Consider the following 16,613-nt stretch of genomic DNA (forward strand, 5'->3'; position numbering starts at 1 on the left):
GCAGCTGAGAAAGTTAACCAGCAGGACGCCGGATATGACGCCCGGGATGAAGAACACAGGGAAAACCAGGCTGAAGCCAGGCACAGGCAGGTAACTCATGGCGCTCTGACTTCAGCAAAATCAGGCAGGAAAGGCTGGAGTGTGGACAAGGCGGAGGGAGCAAAGGGGCAGCGCCGAAGGCGCGTCCCCCTTCCCCCGTTCCCCGCAGGGGAACAGCCCTTCCCGGAAGTTCAGGCGTGCGGTCGCGTCAGGAAGGAAAAAGGGGCTACCGGTAAACCGGCAACCCCTTCATAAAGGCGCTTCAGGCATGTCCAGACAGCCTCAGCCCCTTAATGGCGGGGGGGGTTCCCCCCGCCGGGGTTGGCTACTTAGCGGATTCGTAAGCCATGAAAGCCGCCACCTCCCTGTTCGTGTCCCTGTAACGGATTTCGCAGAGGGATTTCCGTGTCAGGTAAGTGAATATCAGCAGCGTGAGACACACAATCAATACACACCAGATCAGGGTATTTCGTGGCAGTTTCATAGCCGTCTTCTCCTGTCAACGCAAAGCAGAAGTGTCACCTTCGGTGCGAAACAGAGATGTCATGCTTTGGTTCAGAGAATGCGTTTGACCGCCTCGCTATATACTTCCGAGCGTTCTCTTTTCCCAACAGAAATCACGAAAACGACAACTTTCTCGTCTATAACCTGGTATACAAGGCGATAGCCTGAAGACCGGAGCTTAATCTTGTAACAATCAGGCATACCACGGAGCTTGTTTGCTTCAATCCGGGGTGACTCAAGTACTTCAACCAGCTTCTTTTTCAACTGTTCACGTACCGTCGAGCCCAGCTTTCGCCATTCCTTTAGTGCCCGCTCGTCAAAATCCAGAAAATACGCCATCAGAGTTCATCCAGCGTCACACGTACTGGCTTAGGATTACAAAGTCGTTCTTTCACTATCTCCACAAGTTCAGCATCTTCATCACTCAGGAGTGTCTGTTTGAACGGCAAGCGTTCATTGTCAGCGATATACTCGAGCATGAGACGAAGCGCTTCAGAAGGAGTTACGCCCATTTTTTCAAGCGCGGCGTAAGAACGCGCTTTAAGTTCATCGTCAATACGTAGGTTAATGCTACCCATGTCTTACACCCCTTGTAATTACAAATGTCATTACAAGTATCGCACTACAACATGCTTAGGGCAAGTCACGAAGTAAGTCAGAAAGTAGTCGTAAGAACGGTGATCACTGTCCGCTTTGTGCCAGAAGTGGACGGCAGGATTTGTTGAACATTTCAGACAAAACCAAACTCAAAACAACTATTGAAATCAAGCCAGCATAGCGGATACATTACGCACGTTGTTACTTTGTATCATCAGGATGCCGTTAACTGTGTTTATCAGCCGTGAAGTCATTTCCAGAATCGTGCTTATCATCATGGCTGTTGCCGTGCTGAGCAGTTCGTTTATGGCAAAGCCACAGGCTGCATACAGCGTTCAGGAAACAACGTCCATCAGTGACCATCAACACGACAGCGATGAACCACTGAATGAGCACGATCCATTGTTGTTTCACTCCCACGGTAGCGTGCATCACCTCAATGCCGATCATTCCCACGATCTGAATAAACTCTTTGCTCTGCCTACTCTGCACGCATGGAATCCGGGCATGCGGGTGATATATGCGTTGAGTTCAGAACAAATACTGCAAATGCCGCAGTCCACCCCCGAACGCCCTCCGAGAATCCTGTCTGCGTAATAACTTCTGCTAATTCGTTATTATTCAACATGTAAGGATTTTTATGTATACCAGCCTTGATACACAGGGCCGGTTGAGCGCTCGCCTGCTTTCAGCTCAGGCGCGTTCGGCTTGTCTGTTTTTCCTGTTGTTACTGCTTTTCTACAGCCAGGGCGCGTATGCGCACGGCGTGGCGGAAGGCGACAAAGGGTACATCCAGGAAATCACCGGGGTGAACATCATCCCGTTTATCTACCTTGGCGCGAAGCACATGGTGACCGGTTACGATCATCTGCTGTTTCTGTTCGGGGTGATTTTCTTTCTCTACAAAATGCGTGATATCGGGCTGTACGTTAGCCTGTTCGCTATCGGGCATTCAACGACGCTGCTCATCGGCACCTTCTTTGATATCAGCGTCAGTGCTTACCTTATTGACGCCATTATCGGGCTGTCCGTGGTCTATAAAGCGCTTGATAACCTCGGGGCATTCCAGCGCTGGTTTGGCGTTCAGCCCAACACGAAGCTTGCGACGCTCATCTTTGGATTCTTCCACGGTTTTGGTCTGGCAACCAAAATCCAGGAATTCGAAATCTCTCCCGATGGCCTGTTTGTCAACCTGATTGCCTTCAACATTGGCGTTGAGATCGGCCAGCTGCTCGCGCTGAGCGCCATCCTGATCGTTATGAGCTACTGGCGGCAAACGGCGAGCTTTTTCCGACACGCTTATACCGCCAATGTGGTGATGATGAGCGCGGGATTTCTGTTAATGAGTTACCAGCTTTGTGGCTACATTTTAGCCTGAGGGAGACAAAACAATGTACAACACTGATTTACCAACACGCGCAGAATTACCTTCTGCCATCAAACTGATGCAGTCCACTATCCTCGCCGCCATCGTGGCGCTGACGCTGCTGATCACCGTCGTCATGCCTTCGGAATACGGCATTGATCCTACTGGCGTGGGTCGTTTACTGGGGCTTAAGCAGATGGGAGAAATCAAAACGCAGCTTGCCGAAGAAGCTGATGCCGATAATCAGGCCAGCGCTGTTCAGCAAGGACAGCTGGCTGCGCCAGTTAATGAGCGACCGATCCCGGATAATCCTCCGGCAATAACGCAGAACACCTACCCGGAGCTGAGCGTTCCGGCGACCACGCGCGCGCCGGAAGTACCATCGGCTGGCTCGCAACGTCATCAGATGCTCATCACCCTGAAGCCTAACGAAGCTGCTGAAGTTAAACTGGAAATGCGCAAAGATGCCCGCGTGACCTATCAGTGGACAAGTTCCGGACCGGTAAACGTGGATGCGCACGGCGATCCGGTCAACGCCCCGAAAGGCTTCTACCATGGCTATGGTAAAGCCCGGCAGATCACATCCGGAGACGGCGTTTTACAGGCCGCGTTCGAGGGTAAACATGGCTGGTTCTGGCGAAATCGTGGTTCTGAGACCATCACGATCCAGCTTGATACAACCGGCGACTACCTGAACATCAAACGGGTTATCTGATAAATCAGGGGCAGGATAACCTGCCCCTTTTCACACAGCTGACAGCCCGGTCAGGCGGAGTATCAGCCCGGCGAGAGCCGCCATGGCAATAACGTGCGTAACCTTCCATTTTAATCTGAAAAGCGCAAACGCAGCGGCGACGGCAATCAGGGCGGCAGGGATATCGATCCCTCCCTTTGCGCCTTCCGGCCATACGGTATGCCAGATAAAAAACAGCCCCAGATTAACAATGACGCCCACTACGGCCGCTGTGATGGCGGTTAAAGGTGCCGTGAAACCCGCCTTGTTGTGGGTCGTTTCGATAAACGGCCCGCCTGCCAGCACGAAAATGAAGGACGGGAGAAAGGTAAACCAGGTCACCATGCAGGCGGCAACGGCGCCGCCGACAAACAGCATATCCGCGCCAAAAACGGCATGGGTATACCCGCCCACAAATCCGACAAACGTGACCACCATAATCAGCGGGCCGGGCGTGGTTTCTCCCAGCGCCAGCCCGTCCATCATCTGCCCGGCAGTCAGCCAGCCAAAATTGACGACAGCACCCTGATAAACGTATGGCAGGACGGCGTAGGCCCCACCGAAGGTAAGGAGCGCAGCCTTGGTAAAGAACCAGCCCATCTGCGTCACCGGATGCGCCCAGCCCAGCCCCAGCGTCAGCACCGTCATGGGAATAAGCCAGAGCAGTGCACCCGCTGCCACAATCCTTAACAGTTTCGCCCAGCTGAACAGGGCATGCGCCGGTACGGGCGTATGATCGTCAATAACCGCAGCATCAACGGCGGCTTTCTCCTGTTTGTTATGCCCGCTGCCGCTGTGAAATTTTTCCGGCGCGATGCGTCCGCCGATAAAGCCAGTTATCGCTGCTGAAATAACGATGACGGGAAAAGGAACGTTCAGGGCGAAAACGGCCACAAAAGCCGCAGCAGCTATGGCCCAGTGGGCACCGTGTTTCAGCGCACGGGAGCCGATGCGATGCGCCGCCTGCAGCACGATTGCCGCCACGGCGGGTTTAATGCCGTAAAAGATACCGGCAATAATGGCAACGTCTCCCCAGGCGATATAGATCCACGACAACGCGATAAGAATAAAAAGTGAGGGAAGGATAAATAACAAACCCGCTATCACTCCGCCCAAGGTCCTGTGCATCAGCCAGCCAATGTAGGTGGCAAGTTGCTGAGCTTCCGGACCGGGCAGCACCATACAGAAATTGAGTGCGTGGAGAAAACGGGACTCGGAAATCCAGCGCCGGTTCTCGACCAGTTCCTGATGCATGATCGCAATCTGTCCGGCAGGACCGCCAAAGCTGATAAAACCCAGCTTCATCCAGAACCAGAACGCCTCCTTCAGGGGGACCGGCTTGGGCTTAACGTTTTCCTCTGCCAGCGTCAGCAACTCCGTTTTGTTCATCATGGCCGGACCTCATTTCAAACGTCGTTAACAGACCGTCAAACAGCGAACAGGCCGCTGTGAGTAATGTGTCATCATCCGTAATGCTTTCACGCAATCCTGCCAGTACACTTTCAACGCCAGCGGCTTCGGGGGGCTGAACCCCGCCAACATCAAGGTAATGCACAAGCATCCCCAGACCATTCAGGGCATCCCCCGTCAGCCCGAAGCGGACCATCAGCACTTCAAAGGTCACACGATTGTCGATGTGGCTGAAGGTCGCGCCATCAAAATCAAACCCCACCGCCTCTTCCGGGCAATCGTTGCCATCCTTAAGCCAGAGAAACTGCGCATCCTGGTCGATAAAACGCCGTATAAGCCAGGCGCTGGCAAGCCTGTCAATCCATGGCCGGCGACGCGTAGCCCAGATCCTGTTATGAAAATCCTCAGGCTTCAGCCGTGTCAGCAAGCCACTGACGGCATGAGGCTCTCCGGGAGAGATGAACCTGTTAATGCCAGCTTCCAGTTCTGACAAGGCAAAAATGGCCTGCGCCTGCGCTTCACCAGGAAAGAAATCAATCGCCACAATCCGATCCAGCTCGCGACGAAGTTTTCTTACCATCTTCAGTTGGCTGACCGCGGTTTCCTCATTAAGGTCGTTTTTACAAACCTGAAGGCTCTCCATCAGGATCAGGTACTGCTGAGAGCGATCGAATAACGGGCGAATTTTCTCTTCGTCGGAAGTCTCTGCGTCAAAAACAAAGGCCGTTCCTCCCTCACCGCTGATTTCACGACTCATCTCGTTAAAAATCTCATGGCTCTGTTGCGCTTCAGGCAACAGATAAACGCCGTCGCGCAGCATGGCGGCACCGGTATTTTTTAATGCCCGCCAGACACGCATACGTAATGTGGCCTGCTCAGTGGGCAGTGTCAGAATAAGGATATGTAGTTTCATAGTGTAGAGATTAATACATATGGTAGAGATTGCTACATATTTTCAGTCTTTCTAACCGTACATATCGCTATCTTTTTATGGTGCTCATAATTGCTCTTATCGGTACCGGTCTTGCTACCGTTGCACTGGGCCTGCTGGCGGGCGACAGGGCAGGGGGAGTCGGGAACGGCGCTGGCAATGAAGATGCTTGCTTATATTCTGGTCGCCCCGGTCGCTGATGCATTATGCGGGCCTTTTTATTCATATCGCCAATACAAGACTTTACATTCCAGCCCTTACATCCTCCCCGGGGGGATGCTAATCTTTTTATACCGTTGTCATTGTCTATTGAGGAAAGCAATCAGCGATGTACCCGATGTTTAAACGTTCGCCCCGTTATGTTCTGATGATCGTCATCATGGCCATTGGCATGATGATGTCGTCGATGGTGACGTTTGCGTCGCACGGTACAAACGGCCTGACAGGCTACGAGATGAATCTGCATGACGCAGAAGTCACCATGTCAATGCAGGATCACTCTCACGATTCGGATATCCCTCAGTCTGGCCACGCAGGCCATCATCAGACAGACCATTTCCATGAAACCCCTGAGCAGCCGCCCTCTGTAGAGATTTCCCTCTCTCCTGTAACAGACAGATGGTTGCCGCTTGCCGATCTTCGTAGCCCGGTTAAGGCCACGGACATCATTTACCGTCCTCCCAGCATCCGCCAGATCTGATCGCTGTTACCGGCAGTTTTTGCTGCCCGGCTTTAATCAACTTCAGATTTAGCGGAGAGGCTATGTATAAAGACTCTATCCAGGCGCGTCGAGAGATTGCGCGTAATTTCACTGCACTCAATTATCGTGTTGATCCCCTGCACTGGCAGACGCTCTGCATGGGCGTTAATCGCGACCTTCAGGCCAAAAAAATGCGTCCGAATGTCCCGGTTCCTTCACGGCGTAAAGTCATTCCGTTCCTGAAAATGATGCATCAGGAAACGGGCTCGATGCTCAAAGCGATCCTTGCCTTTGGCTTTGATGGCCCCTGGACATCCAGCGGCGGTTCATTTCGCCTGGCGCGAGAAATTGGGTTCGACATCGCCCACTATGCGAAAAACATTCACCACAAAAACGGGAAAGTCACCTTCCTGGAAATTGGTGCCGCCTGGGCGGGTTTTCGCGCTGAGGAATGTGCCGGCCATCAGGCGACGATTTCCGGGCTTTCCGGGGAGTTCAGGGAGCAACTTGGGGAAAGCGTATTCCTGCACTTCACTAATCTCACACCGTGGCATGCATCGCTGCCAAAAGGCGTGACTGAGCATCCTTACGTGACAGCAGCCGGGCTGGGAGCGCTGGAAAACAGAGGTGTTCAGGCAGGTGAGGTCGATATTATCTACTCCCAGGCAGCGGCCTATTTCGAACAGGATTACACGGCTTTCCTTCGCAGCGCTGCACGCCTGCTGAAAGAGGATGGCGTCCTGATCTTCAACCATGACCCTGTTCTGGCGAGCGCGATGGATGAAGTCGCCTGGGAGCACGGACTGCGGCTGGTCAGACGTAAGCAAATGGGAGGAATGAATGGCGCGATTGCCCGTTATCACCGGCTTCGTTCGTCCCCGGTAAGTCAGATGGTCTTCCCCGGCGTAAAGCGGGCAGAGGATGAAGAAGTGGTCTGTGAATCACTGGTTATGTCGGCGCTTCGTCGCAACGTAGAGGTGTAACGCCCGATATGTTGACGCGCAGACATTTTCTCACCACCACAGGAGCGTTGCTGATGACAACATTACTGCCGGGGGAAACCCTGGCAGCCTCTCTGGCTGAAAAAGTCAGTGAAACATGGCAAAAAATAAACACCCGCCGCAATCAACAAGAGGCGATAACGCCGGGCTGGGTTTTGCAGTCGCTCGGGCTTAAACCTGGCTCAACTGAACTGCGAAGAGCCATTTTTGAGCTGGTCAGGCGGATACCCTATCAGCTCGGTGCATGGAATGGCGAAAGCATGAGTCTGTTTCAGCAGGGCTTTGGCGACTGCCGTCATAAAGCCGCTGCTGCCGAACGACTGCTGACCGATGGTGGCATTACGGCAAAGCGAAAGCTGGTGCGGTTTGACTGGGCTGATTTGCCTGTACCTGCGGATATTCTGGCAATTTTGCCGCAAACACAGGGATTTCATGACACTGTGGCTTTTGAGCTACAGGGCAAAACATACCTGTTTGATGCCACCTGGGATATGGCCTTGCGCGGAGCGGGTTTCCCGGTGATGCCTTCCTGGGATGGCAACTCTGATACCTGGCCGGTGACTTCCCGGATGTCGACGCAGCAAACCGTACTAATGCCGCAGCCAGGGCAGGACATTTACAGCACTAACCAGATGAGCTGGCCGCAGCGCGAGAAAACCATGGCGTTTAATCAGGCACTGAATAACTGGCTGGAGGTCATTCGGGCTAACCGTGATGACTGGTGCACCATTATCCATAGTGATATTGAAGCCACCCGGTTGAGCCTGAAAACCTGTCTGGGACAACTGAGTTAATTCCCTTCTCGTCAGGAGGGGCTGCGCAGGGAAGCGGCGATAACACCTTCGACACTTTTTATGCTGCTTCAGGTATAACGCTGGGATACCTGAAGCTTTTTTATTTAACATCCAAGATAACAGACGAATCAGTATCCTCCTCACCCGGATAAAGCTTGTCATTTTTTTCAGGTCCCTCTATGCTTTGAATATCCCCCTGGGGGGGATGTGATTTCAAACCAAGAGATTTCCTGATGCTCAACATTCTTTCTAATCGTACCTATCGCCACCTGTTTATGGCACAGGTTATCGCCCTTATTGGCACCGGTCTGGCGACCGTTGCGTTAGGGTTACTGGCCTACGATCTCGCAGGTGACAGAGCCGGGGCAGTGCTGGGTACCGCGCTGGCTATCAAAATGAGCGCCTATATTCTTGTTGCGCCCGTGGCGGCGGCTTTTGCCGATAAATTCCCGCGTCGCACCATGCTGGTAACACTGGACCTGGTTCGCGCTCTCGTGGCTATCACGCTGCCTTTTGTCACCCAGATATGGGAAATCTACATCCTGATCTTCATTCTTCAGGCTGCCTCGGCGGCGTTTACGCCTACTTTCCAGGCAACTATCCCGGATATTCTTCCTGACGAACGTGAATATACCCGGGCGCTGTCTCTGTCACGTCTGGCCTACGATCTTGAAAGCGTCATCAGCCCTATGCTGGCGGCTGCACTGCTGACGGTCATGAGTTTCCACAACCTGTTTGCCGGTACGGCAGTCGGGTTCCTTGCTTCAGCAGCTCTGGTTGTTTCCGTGACACTGCCGAAGATGAAAGCGTTAACGGTCAAACGCAGCATCTATGACAAAACTACACGAGGTATGCGCATCTTCCTGAAAACGCCCAGACTGCGCGGCCTGCTGGCACTCAACATGGCCGTAGCGGCAGCGAGTGCAATGGTTATCGTCAACACCGTCGTTCTGGTTCAGGCGGACTTTGGTTTCTCACAGCGGTCTACCGCTATTGCGCTGGCCTTCTTCGGCGTGGGGTCCATGGTATCGGCCCTGGTTCTCCCCAGACTCCTCGACAACATGAGCGACCGTATGCCGATGCTTGCAGGTACGGCGCTTTTAGTCATTGGCCTGGGGTCAGGCATTTTCCTGAAGGATTACATCACGCTGGTTGTGCTCTGGGCACTGCTGGGGGTGGGCTATTCACTTTCTCAGACACCGGGTGGTCGCCTGCTGCGCCGTTCGTCAACAGCGGAAGACAGACCGGCGCTGTTTGCCGCCCAGTTTGCACTGTCACATTCATGCTGGCTGGTGACTTATCCGATGGCCGGATGGGTTGGTGCGGCATGGGGGACACAGGCTTCATTCATCGCCCTGACTGTTGTGGCAACATTGTCGCTGGTCACCGCCGTACTTATCTGGCGTCCTGAGCATGAAGTGTACGCTCAGGTTCACAGCCACAAAGACCCGGAAACAAACAACGAATCGACCCATGAGCATGATTTCGTCATTGACGATGAACATCCGTCCTGGCCGAAGAAAGAGAAGTAATTTCCCAAAAAAAGACAACGTATCAGGAGAGGATAAGCCGATAAAAAGTGTGACCATGGCGTTGATACACATTATCTTATCCCTTCCACCTGGAGAGGATAAACCATGACCGTTCATGCATCACACCCTGACATTATTAAAAGACTTAAACGTGCCGCAGGGCACCTGAAAAGTACCATCCAGATGCTCGAAGATGAGAAAGCATGTCTGGATATCGCCCAGCAACTGCACGCTGTGGAAAAGGCGATAACGAATGCGAAGCGTACCTTAATTCATGACCATCTGGATCACTGCCTGGAGGATGCCCTTCATGCTGACCACACGGAGTCTGATAAGACGCTTAGCGAATTTAAAGAGATAACTAAATATCTTTAAGGCAAGCGAAACATGACTGATTTTTCCACTCTTTTACAGCAAGGCGTGGCCAATGCCTGGCTGTTCATCCCCAGCGCTATTTTGCTCGGTGCGCTTCACGGACTGGAGCCAGGGCATTCCAAAACGATGATGGCCGCCTTTATTGTGGCCATCCGGGGAACGGTCAAGCAAGCGGTATTACTGGGGCTTGCCGCGACAATTTCTCATACGTCTGTTGTCTGGCTCATTGCGTTCGGCGGAATGTATATCAGTCAGAAATTCACTGCTGAATCAGCCGAACCCTGGTTTCAGCTGATTTCCGCCGTCATCATTCTCGGTACGGCGGCATGGATGTTCTGGCGAACCTGGCGCGGCGAAAAGCTGTGGAAGATGGAGCAGGAAGAGGAACACAGCCACGGTCATCACGATCATGACGAAACCCGCATCATCGATACGGGCCATGGCAGCGTTGAACTCTCGATTTTCGAAGAAGGACAACCCCCTCACTGGCGTTTACGCTCGCTCAGCGGCAAGAAATGGGAAGCTCGCGACATTTCTCTGGTGACCAACCGTGGTCCAGGGACATTTTCACAGGTATTTGATTTCGTCGAAAAAGACGGGTTTATGGAATCGGCCCTGGCGATCCCGGAGCCACACAGCTTTGATGTTCGCCTGTCTTTAGGCCATCGCGGCCATGTGCATGATTATGATGTGGAATTCCGTGAACATGAACACGACCACGATCATTCCTCGCTGGAAGGTCTGGATGTTAATTCTCGCGAATATCAGGATGCTCACGAAAAAGCGCATGCGAACGACATCAAAAAACGTTTTGCGAATCGCAGCGTAACCACCGGACAAATAATCCTGTTCGGCCTGACCGGCGGCCTTATTCCTTGCCCGGCAGCCATTACCGTTTTGCTGCTCTGCATCCAGGTGAAGGAATTTACGCTCGGTGCCGCGCTGGTACTGTGTTTCAGCATCGGTTTAGCGATCACGCTGGTTTCAGTGGGCGCAGCGGCGGCTTTCAGCGTTCGTCAGGCAACCAAACGCTGGAGTGGCCTGGATACGCTGGCGCGGCGGGCTCCATACTTCTCAAGCGTACTGATTGCACTTGTCGGCATTTACATGGGCTATCACGGCTGGATCGGCGTAACGAGCTGATTTTCTCCTGTATGAATCTCACGCCTGAACCCACCAACCGGTGGGTTTTATATTTCTGAAGCCCATCATATTTTTATCCCCCTGCCGGGGATAGGAATTGAGCTTTTATAGCCGCTCATTTATCATCGACAATATCCCCCATGGGGGATGTAAAATTATAAATGGAATCTGCTATGCAAAAACAATATTTCAGTCAGTTCGTCACCGGAGTGTTACTCACTTCGTTCATCGCCATTCCTGCTCTGGCAGCGCAAGGTGGCTTCTCCGCAGAGAAAGAGCCTGTCGTCACTGAGCACATGTATGCCGGTCATAAAGTTCAGCAGGAGAATAGTCAAAGCCGGATTCAGATCGTATCGTCAATGCACGAAGGGGCGTGGATCACACTGGAAGGCAATGTTGTCAGCCAGCAGCAGGACGAGTGGTATACGTTCCGCGACCCAACCGGTACCATCAAAGTCCGCATCCCGCAGAAAGTCTGGAACGGGCAGCACTTCGATGCTCAGGACCTGGTACGGGTCAGTGGACCGGTAAGCCATGAAAATGATGGTTCAATTTTATATGTTGCAGTTATCAGCAAACCCTAAAACACAATTCTGACGGGCTATGTTTTTTTATATATATAGTTCGTCAACCAAACGTCCGCTTCTCGCTCTTAGCGGACATTAGCATAGGCTATTTACCATAACGCCGCATTACGCGCACCGCCCAGACTGACTCAGCGCGTTTCTGGCATATCCCCGGTAAAACAAGTAACAAACCACCCGAAAATGAACACCAGAAACGCGACTTAAGAATCTACCCTATGAATGGATATGCACTCAACCGAATCGATCTTGGTTTCAATCTTTTTTATCGGGATCAGGCTTCTTTTTAGGTAACTTCGGGGGCTTAACTTGCTGATGACTTTGCGTTCGGCGCGTAAGCCAGGGATGGTCAGCTTTAGGTTTAACATAGTATTTTGAGCGTAAATCAATACGGGCATTATCCACTCGTTCATGGACACTCTTTTCATCATCCAGTGGTATAGGCTCCGGGCCATCAACATACTTTTCCCAGCCCAGCGCTTTCCCGTCATACAGAACGTTAATTTCACCGTCAAAGTTCTCGCATACAGTAACAACCGAATGCCTAAGTCGATATCCCCGGCCCTCACTGCGTACCTGAAACGCACTGCTTTTGTACTGGAAAGTGAGATTTTTAGACAGAACGCGCTTCGCCTGTAGGCTGAAGATATAACCCAGATCCTCTTCAGAATGGTGCACATCAAGATGAGCATTATCAGTAGTACGAGGCGACGTAGCGAACCGGTTGTTATAGGCTTCAATAAAGGTCGGCAACCATGCATTTGCTGTTTCAATATCACTGATATTCTGAAGCCGCATTTCTTTGACCAGCCTGTCCTGTAGTGTCTGATTGGCGCGCTCTACCCGCCCTTTTGCCTGCGGGCTGTTGGCATGGATTGGCTCGATGCCCAGTGTCTTTATCGCACGAGTGAACTGGGTCAGCTCACCTTCCCGCTCTGGGTTATTTACCCTGAATATACTGTGTCTATCAGAGTAGAGAGCGAGCGGTACGCCATGATCATTAAGGTAACCCCGGAGGGTTTCCATGTAAGCCCGGGTTGTTTCAGCAGGCACAAAACGCAACGCCATCAACGCACTGGTGGCATCATCAATGAAAACGATCAGTGTACATCTGGGGCCTCGATTTTCAAACCAGTCATGAGGTGAGCCATCAATCTGGATCAGTTCACCGTAAGATGGTCGTCGCATGCGGCGTTGATATATACGGGCAATTTTACGACGGCGTTCACGCCATAACCCCTCTTCTATCATCCACTTTCTGAGAGTTTCAACGGATAAAGATAAACCGTGTATCTCGCGCAATTTTTCGCACGCAAACGTAGGTCCAAAATCAGCGTAACGGCCTTTGAGGAGTGAAATTACTGTTGCTCTGAATTCAGTAGAAAAGGAATTATTAGGACGCTTTCCACGTCGGTGGGAAACCAGACCAGAAGGCCCTTCATTTCTATACCGTTGCACCAGACGTTTAACCTGCCGAATAGAAATGCCAATGCGTGCCGCAGCTTGTTCCTGAGTAATATGTCGATTAATTGACTCCTGAATAATCTGAAGTCGGTGGAGTTCCTTATGACTCATCGTAACAGTCTCTTTGATCATGAAAAATCCCCCAGAGAATTGTCTGGGGACATTTTAGAATGGTTCAAAGGGGACATTACAGCTTGGTGTTAACAAGACCCATACATCTCCTTGCCTTGCGGCATCTAAGAGGCTATCCTGATGTTGTCTAGGCATACAGGTGGCCTCGTGGGTGTACTGACCCCAAAAAGTTGGACAGATTAACCGAGGCATCAGAGAAAGAGTCCATTGAATACATGGGCTCTTTTTTGTTTCCAGCTAACGCTAAATAGAGTATTCCGTACTCGAATTATCCATCCCGCCGTTTCTTTCCTTTCGCCTTACATGACCTGCCCCCACGATTAGATACAACACTCAGTTAGTAACGTCGGAATCTTCATTCTCAGAATGACCCTTTCTCCAGCCCGCTGCAAATTCAGACGGTGTCTGATAATTCAGCGTGGAGTGCGGGCGGCATTCGTTATAATCCTGCCGCCAGTCATTAATAATTTTCCTGGCATGAACGATATCGCTGAACCAGTGCTCATTCAAACATTCATCGCGAAATCGTCCGTTAAAGCTCTCAATAAATCCGTTCTGCGTTGGCTTGCCCGGCTGGATTAAGCGCAACTCAACACCATGCTCAAAGGCCCATTGATCCAGTGCACGGCAAGTGAACTCCGGCCCCTGGTCAGTTCTTATCGTCGCCGGATAGCCTCGAAACAGTGCAATGCTGTCCAGAATACGCGTGACCTGAACGCCTGAAATCCCAAAGGCAACAGTGACCGTCAGGCATTCCTTTGTGAAATCATCGACGCAGGTAAGACACTTGATCCTGCGACCGGTGGAAAGTGCGTCCATGACGAAATCCATCGACCAGGTCAGATTGGGCGCCGCCGGACGGAGCAGCGGCAGACGTTCTGTTGCCAGCCCTTTACGACGTCTTCTGCGTTTTACGCCCAGGCCACTGAGGTGATAAAGCCGGTACACGCGCTTATGATTAACATGAAGCCCTTCACGGCGCAGCAACTGCCAAATACGACGGTAGCCAAAACGCCTGCGCTCTAGTGCCAGCTCAGTGATGCGCCCTGATAAATGCGCATCAGCAGCCGGACGGTGAGCCTCATAGCGGCAGGTCGACAGGGATAAACCTGTAAGCCTGCAGGCACGACGTTGCGACAGACCGGTCGCATCACACATCAACATCACGGCTTCCCGCTTCTGGTCTGTCGTCAGTACTTTCGCCCAAGAGCCACCTGAAGCGCCTCTTTATCCAGCATGGCTTCGGCAAGCAGCTTCTTGAGTCTGGTGTTCTCTTCCTCAAGCGACTTCAGGCGCTTAACTTCAGGCACCTCCATACCGCCATACTTCTTACGCCAGGTGTAAAACGTGGCATCGGAAATGGCATGCTTGCGGCAGAGTTCACGGGCGGGTACCCCAGCTTCGGCTTCGCGGAGAATACTGATGATCTGTTCGTCGGAAAAACGCTTCTTCATGGGGATGTCCTCATGTGGCTTATGAAGACATTACTAACATCGGGGTGTACTAATCAACGGGGAGCAGGTCATACAGTCTCATCAATAACTGTTCGTCATCTTCTTTCGTGAAGCGTTTCTACTGAATTAACATTAGACGGACCATCCGATTCTCGCTCCCGGCGCTTTGAGCGTAATAGTCTTCGCGTTCTATTGAGGGAGTTTAAGAAATAATGTCCGTTGCTGAGTTTGTGATGGTTTGAAACCATGGTGAATGTAGAAATTTTTAGCTTCTTCGGTGAGTGCATGAACCATGATTGCACGTACACCAATATTCTCGGCAACCCGATAGCAACGAAGCACTGCATCATGAAGTAAATCAGCGCCAAGCCCTTTTCCGCGGAAAGAGAGATCGACAGCAAGACGGGCAAGTATAATAACAGGGATGGGATCGGGCATGTTACGCCGAAGATTGCCTGTCGCTTCTGTATGGTTGACGCTCCCGGTGGCCAGAGAGTAAAAACCGGCTACTTGTTTCGTGTCTTTTTTACACACTACAAACGTTCTGGCCGATCCGAGAGCCTGGTTTTTGAGGCCTTTCTGCTTTAACCAGTCATCCAGAACAGTTTCACCGCAAACGAATTCCGCCACCTGATGAAAGCTGGATAAAGGTTCTGGTACTGTTACACGTCCCACTGAGGTTTCCTTGCCAGCAGTTTATCTATGGCAGGATCATCTGCAACAGGGGCATCAAGCATGTCGATGAATTCGGCATATTGTTCATCGTTAAAATTAAAGACCCGGCGATCGAGGATCACGTTCTCAGCGGCCTGACAGGCCATTTCCAGGATGAAGTCTGTTCGTGATTTGTGAAGAATTTCCGCAGCAGCATCAATGAGCGCCCGCTGTGATTCCTTTGCTCTAAGATTAAGTTGAACATCTGATTTCATGAGACACCTCTGTATAGCATTTGCTTTACAAAGATAGCATAATATTCATGTATAGCAAACGTTATACAATTATTTATCTTCTTTGGTATGCGAAGTTCTGAAGTTCACTTTGCGCTAAAAGCAGCGTTAGACAAAGGAAAGAGCTTAATCCATCCAACACATTAGTCCTACAAACATGATGGCTCGCAACGATTACTTAGCCGCTCTCAACAACTCCCCAACCAGACAGATTGAAGGTTGAAAGAAAAAAACATTTCCATTATTCTAGAAATATAGAATCATTGATTGTGAGAACGAGTATGGAACTTATCAGTGCGTCGACGGTGCTGAAAGAACTTGGGCATGCTACAAGGCTAGGGATTTACAAAAAATTGGTCAAAGCAGGGCCTCAGGGCCTGCCCGTGGGCGATCTACAGAAGCAACTTGAGATCCCAGCATCGACACTGAGTCATCATATTTCATCCCTGATATCAGTATCGCTGGTTCGTCAGGAACGTCAGGGAAGAACTCTGTATTGCCATGCCTGCTATGAAAAACTTAGTGCGCTGATTGCCTTTCTGACGGAAGAATGTTGCACAGGCGCAGATGGACTGCACAATACCAATAACGACGTCGGAGAATAATATGCCCACTGAACTTAAGAATGTTGATGCAGGCCTGTTCGATACCTCCATCACAGAGGCAAAATTCCACGTACCTGCAATTCCCCACCCTCCCCGTATCCTGATGCTGTATGGCTCTGTACGTGAACGCTCATACAGTCGACTGGCAACAGAGGAAGCAGCAAGGTTGCTGACTGCCATGGGCGCAGAGGTGCGGATCTTCAATCCATCTGGCTTGCCTCTTCCTGACGATGCACCTGAAACGCATCCTAAAGTTATGGAACTGCGCGAGTGAAGTGGTCAACAAAAACTGGCCACCGCGT

Annotated in this window: 20 protein-coding genes and 3 pseudogenes; 14 read left to right on the top strand and 9 right to left on the bottom strand. The window is 51.5% G+C overall.

Annotated elements, in window-relative coordinates:
- Nucleotides 1-364: 364 nt before the first annotated feature.
- From HMPREF3143_RS04870 to relB, 3 genes are all read right to left on the bottom strand, one after another.
- A complete protein-coding gene (locus HMPREF3143_RS04870) occupies nucleotides 365-523 on the bottom strand; it encodes a type I toxin-antitoxin system Hok/Gef family toxin (RefSeq protein ID WP_004146151.1) in 159 nt (52 codons plus the stop codon).
- Between the two features lie 71 nt (nucleotides 524-594).
- Nucleotides 595-882, bottom strand: coding sequence for a type II toxin-antitoxin system mRNA interferase RelE (relE, locus tag HMPREF3143_RS04875; RefSeq protein ID WP_000323025.1), 288 nt, complete (start codon nucleotides 880-882; stop codon nucleotides 595-597).
- Nucleotides 882-1,121: a type II toxin-antitoxin system antitoxin RelB gene (gene relB / locus HMPREF3143_RS04880; protein ID WP_004196370.1), complete on the bottom strand. Its 240-nt coding sequence runs from the start codon at nucleotides 1,119-1,121 to the stop codon at nucleotides 882-884. Before relB ends, relE begins: the two co-directional genes overlap by 1 nt.
- Before the next feature lie 24 nt (nucleotides 1,122-1,145).
- Here relB and ydfV point away from each other — a divergent pair.
- From ydfV to HMPREF3143_RS04895, 4 genes and pseudogenes are all read left to right on the top strand, one after another.
- Nucleotides 1,146-1,244, top strand: a pseudogene (ydfV, locus tag HMPREF3143_RS26190) (protein YdfV); the annotation flags it as partial.
- A gap of 127 nt (nucleotides 1,245-1,371) precedes the next feature.
- Nucleotides 1,372-1,737 (top strand): hypothetical protein, encoded by a 366-nt coding sequence (locus tag HMPREF3143_RS04885; RefSeq protein WP_009651956.1) that lies wholly within the window; start codon nucleotides 1,372-1,374, stop codon nucleotides 1,735-1,737.
- A gap of 43 nt (nucleotides 1,738-1,780) precedes the next feature.
- Nucleotides 1,781-2,518 carry a HupE/UreJ family protein gene (locus HMPREF3143_RS04890; protein WP_008460272.1) on the top strand — a complete coding sequence of 246 codons (738 nt, stop codon included), beginning with the start codon at nucleotides 1,781-1,783 and terminating at the stop codon, nucleotides 2,516-2,518.
- A 13-nt stretch (nucleotides 2,519-2,531) separates the two neighbouring features.
- On the top strand, nucleotides 2,532-3,221 hold the full coding sequence (locus HMPREF3143_RS04895) for a hypothetical protein (RefSeq protein ID WP_004196322.1): 690 nt from the start codon (nucleotides 2,532-2,534) through the stop codon (nucleotides 3,219-3,221).
- 30 nt (nucleotides 3,222-3,251) lie between these two features.
- Here the strand turns inward: HMPREF3143_RS04895 and chrA are convergent, their stop codons facing one another.
- Nucleotides 3,252-4,628 carry a chromate efflux transporter gene (gene chrA, locus HMPREF3143_RS04900; protein ID WP_004196363.1) on the bottom strand — a complete coding sequence of 459 codons (1,377 nt, stop codon included), beginning with the start codon at nucleotides 4,626-4,628 and terminating at the stop codon, nucleotides 3,252-3,254.
- Nucleotides 4,585-5,562 (bottom strand): chromate resistance protein ChrB domain-containing protein, encoded by a 978-nt coding sequence (locus tag HMPREF3143_RS04905; protein ID WP_004196334.1) that lies wholly within the window; start codon nucleotides 5,560-5,562, stop codon nucleotides 4,585-4,587. The genes chrA and HMPREF3143_RS04905 overlap by 44 nt, the downstream gene beginning before the upstream one ends.
- Before the next feature lie 29 nt (nucleotides 5,563-5,591).
- Here HMPREF3143_RS04905 and HMPREF3143_RS25485 point away from each other — a divergent pair.
- The 8 genes and pseudogenes from HMPREF3143_RS25485 to HMPREF3143_RS04945 all read left to right on the top strand — a co-directional run.
- Nucleotides 5,592-5,784: pseudogene (locus HMPREF3143_RS25485) on the top strand (MFS transporter); the annotation flags it as partial.
- Between the two features lie 133 nt (nucleotides 5,785-5,917).
- Nucleotides 5,918-6,280 (top strand): hypothetical protein, encoded by a 363-nt coding sequence (locus tag HMPREF3143_RS04915; protein ID WP_223883548.1) that lies wholly within the window; start codon nucleotides 5,918-5,920, stop codon nucleotides 6,278-6,280.
- Nucleotides 6,281-6,342: 62 nt separating this feature from the next.
- The gene (locus tag HMPREF3143_RS04920; RefSeq protein ID WP_004196315.1) at nucleotides 6,343-7,263 is read left to right on the top strand and encodes a methyltransferase domain-containing protein; all 921 of its coding nucleotides are present in this window, start codon (nucleotides 6,343-6,345) and stop codon (nucleotides 7,261-7,263) included.
- Between the two features lie 53 nt (nucleotides 7,264-7,316).
- Entirely contained in the window at nucleotides 7,317-8,075 is a 759-nt protein-coding gene (locus tag HMPREF3143_RS04925; RefSeq protein ID WP_004196325.1) for a hypothetical protein, read from the top strand.
- A 233-nt stretch (nucleotides 8,076-8,308) separates the two neighbouring features.
- The gene (gene nirA, locus HMPREF3143_RS04930; RefSeq protein WP_070531995.1) at nucleotides 8,309-9,607 is read left to right on the top strand and encodes an MFS transporter; all 1,299 of its coding nucleotides are present in this window, start codon (nucleotides 8,309-8,311) and stop codon (nucleotides 9,605-9,607) included.
- 105 nt (nucleotides 9,608-9,712) lie between these two features.
- The gene (locus HMPREF3143_RS04935; RefSeq protein WP_004196355.1) at nucleotides 9,713-9,982 is read left to right on the top strand and encodes a nickel-sensing transcriptional repressor NcrB; all 270 of its coding nucleotides are present in this window, start codon (nucleotides 9,713-9,715) and stop codon (nucleotides 9,980-9,982) included.
- A gap of 12 nt (nucleotides 9,983-9,994) precedes the next feature.
- Complete coding sequence (locus tag HMPREF3143_RS04940) at nucleotides 9,995-11,125, top strand: Ni(II)/Co(II) efflux transporter permease subunit NcrC (protein ID WP_004196366.1); 1,131 nt, start codon at nucleotides 9,995-9,997, stop codon at nucleotides 11,123-11,125.
- Nucleotides 11,126-11,286: 161 nt separating this feature from the next.
- The gene (locus HMPREF3143_RS04945) at nucleotides 11,287-11,709 is read left to right on the top strand and encodes a nickel resistance OB fold protein NcrY (RefSeq protein ID WP_032072095.1); all 423 of its coding nucleotides are present in this window, start codon (nucleotides 11,287-11,289) and stop codon (nucleotides 11,707-11,709) included.
- A 255-nt stretch (nucleotides 11,710-11,964) separates the two neighbouring features.
- Here the strand turns inward: HMPREF3143_RS04945 and HMPREF3143_RS04950 are convergent, their stop codons facing one another.
- The 4 genes from HMPREF3143_RS04950 to HMPREF3143_RS04970 form a co-directional block, all read right to left on the bottom strand.
- Nucleotides 11,965-13,305, bottom strand: a complete 1,341-nt coding sequence (locus HMPREF3143_RS04950) for an IS1202-like element ISEsa1 family transposase (protein WP_070531998.1) — start codon at nucleotides 13,303-13,305, stop codon at nucleotides 11,965-11,967.
- A 333-nt stretch (nucleotides 13,306-13,638) separates the two neighbouring features.
- Nucleotides 13,639-14,759, bottom strand: a protein-coding gene (locus HMPREF3143_RS04955; protein WP_085950818.1) for an IS3-like element ISSen4 family transposase whose coding sequence is annotated in 2 segments (ribosomal slippage) — nucleotides 13,639-14,501 and nucleotides 14,501-14,759 — 1,122 coding nt in all. Because the reading frame shifts where the segments join, the coding sequence is not laid out codon by codon here.
- A gap of 189 nt (nucleotides 14,760-14,948) precedes the next feature.
- Entirely contained in the window at nucleotides 14,949-15,434 is a 486-nt protein-coding gene (locus HMPREF3143_RS04965; RefSeq protein WP_013087172.1) for a GNAT family N-acetyltransferase, read from the bottom strand.
- Nucleotides 15,422-15,688 carry a type II toxin-antitoxin system TacA family antitoxin gene (locus HMPREF3143_RS04970; RefSeq protein WP_012540086.1) on the bottom strand — a complete coding sequence of 89 codons (267 nt, stop codon included), beginning with the start codon at nucleotides 15,686-15,688 and terminating at the stop codon, nucleotides 15,422-15,424. The genes HMPREF3143_RS04965 and HMPREF3143_RS04970 overlap by 13 nt, the downstream gene beginning before the upstream one ends.
- Before the next feature lie 299 nt (nucleotides 15,689-15,987).
- On the opposite strand from HMPREF3143_RS04970, the gene HMPREF3143_RS04975 reads away from it, so the two are divergent.
- The gene (locus HMPREF3143_RS04975; protein WP_013087171.1) at nucleotides 15,988-16,311 is read left to right on the top strand and encodes an ArsR/SmtB family transcription factor; all 324 of its coding nucleotides are present in this window, start codon (nucleotides 15,988-15,990) and stop codon (nucleotides 16,309-16,311) included.
- Nucleotide 16,312: 1 nt separating this feature from the next.
- A pseudogene (locus HMPREF3143_RS04980) lies at nucleotides 16,313-16,582 on the top strand (NADPH-dependent FMN reductase); the annotation flags it as partial.
- Between the last annotated feature and the right edge of the window lie 31 nt (nucleotides 16,583-16,613).

It is taken from the genome of Enterobacter sp. HMSC16D10 (genome assembly GCF_001807145.1).
GTDB classification, from domain to species: Bacteria; Pseudomonadota; Gammaproteobacteria; order Enterobacterales; family Enterobacteriaceae; genus Enterobacter; species Enterobacter roggenkampii.

What these genes read in the sequence shown, in the direction of transcription:
- chrA (WP_004196363.1), bottom strand. Translation starts at nt 4,628, where the DNA reads ATGAACAAAACGGAGTTGCTGACGCTGGCAGAGGAAAACGTTAAGCCC.
- HMPREF3143_RS04935 (WP_004196355.1), top strand. Translation starts at nt 9,713, where the DNA reads ATGACCGTTCATGCATCACACCCTGACATTATTAAAAGACTTAAACGT.
- HMPREF3143_RS04895 (WP_004196322.1), top strand. Translation starts at nt 2,532, where the DNA reads ATGTACAACACTGATTTACCAACACGCGCAGAATTACCTTCTGCCATC.
- HMPREF3143_RS04905 (WP_004196334.1), bottom strand. Translation starts at nt 5,562, where the DNA reads ATGAAACTACATATCCTTATTCTGACACTGCCCACTGAGCAGGCCACA.
- HMPREF3143_RS04915 (WP_223883548.1), top strand. Translation starts at nt 5,918, where the DNA reads ATGTTTAAACGTTCGCCCCGTTATGTTCTGATGATCGTCATCATGGCC.
- relE (WP_000323025.1), bottom strand. Translation starts at nt 882, where the DNA reads ATGGCGTATTTTCTGGATTTTGACGAGCGGGCACTAAAGGAATGGCGA.
- HMPREF3143_RS04975 (WP_013087171.1), top strand. Translation starts at nt 15,988, where the DNA reads ATGGAACTTATCAGTGCGTCGACGGTGCTGAAAGAACTTGGGCATGCT.
- nirA (WP_070531995.1), top strand. Translation starts at nt 8,309, where the DNA reads ATGCTCAACATTCTTTCTAATCGTACCTATCGCCACCTGTTTATGGCA.
- relB (WP_004196370.1), bottom strand. Translation starts at nt 1,121, where the DNA reads ATGGGTAGCATTAACCTACGTATTGACGATGAACTTAAAGCGCGTTCT.
- HMPREF3143_RS04950 (WP_070531998.1), bottom strand. Translation starts at nt 13,305, where the DNA reads ATGATCAAAGAGACTGTTACGATGAGTCATAAGGAACTCCACCGACTT.
- HMPREF3143_RS04970 (WP_012540086.1), bottom strand. Translation starts at nt 15,688, where the DNA reads ATGAAATCAGATGTTCAACTTAATCTTAGAGCAAAGGAATCACAGCGG.
- HMPREF3143_RS04890 (WP_008460272.1), top strand. Translation starts at nt 1,781, where the DNA reads ATGTATACCAGCCTTGATACACAGGGCCGGTTGAGCGCTCGCCTGCTT.
- HMPREF3143_RS04870 (WP_004146151.1), bottom strand. Translation starts at nt 523, where the DNA reads ATGAAACTGCCACGAAATACCCTGATCTGGTGTGTATTGATTGTGTGT.
- HMPREF3143_RS04920 (WP_004196315.1), top strand. Translation starts at nt 6,343, where the DNA reads ATGTATAAAGACTCTATCCAGGCGCGTCGAGAGATTGCGCGTAATTTC.
- HMPREF3143_RS04940 (WP_004196366.1), top strand. Translation starts at nt 9,995, where the DNA reads ATGACTGATTTTTCCACTCTTTTACAGCAAGGCGTGGCCAATGCCTGG.
- HMPREF3143_RS04945 (WP_032072095.1), top strand. Translation starts at nt 11,287, where the DNA reads ATGGAATCTGCTATGCAAAAACAATATTTCAGTCAGTTCGTCACCGGA.
- HMPREF3143_RS04925 (WP_004196325.1), top strand. Translation starts at nt 7,317, where the DNA reads ATGACAACATTACTGCCGGGGGAAACCCTGGCAGCCTCTCTGGCTGAA.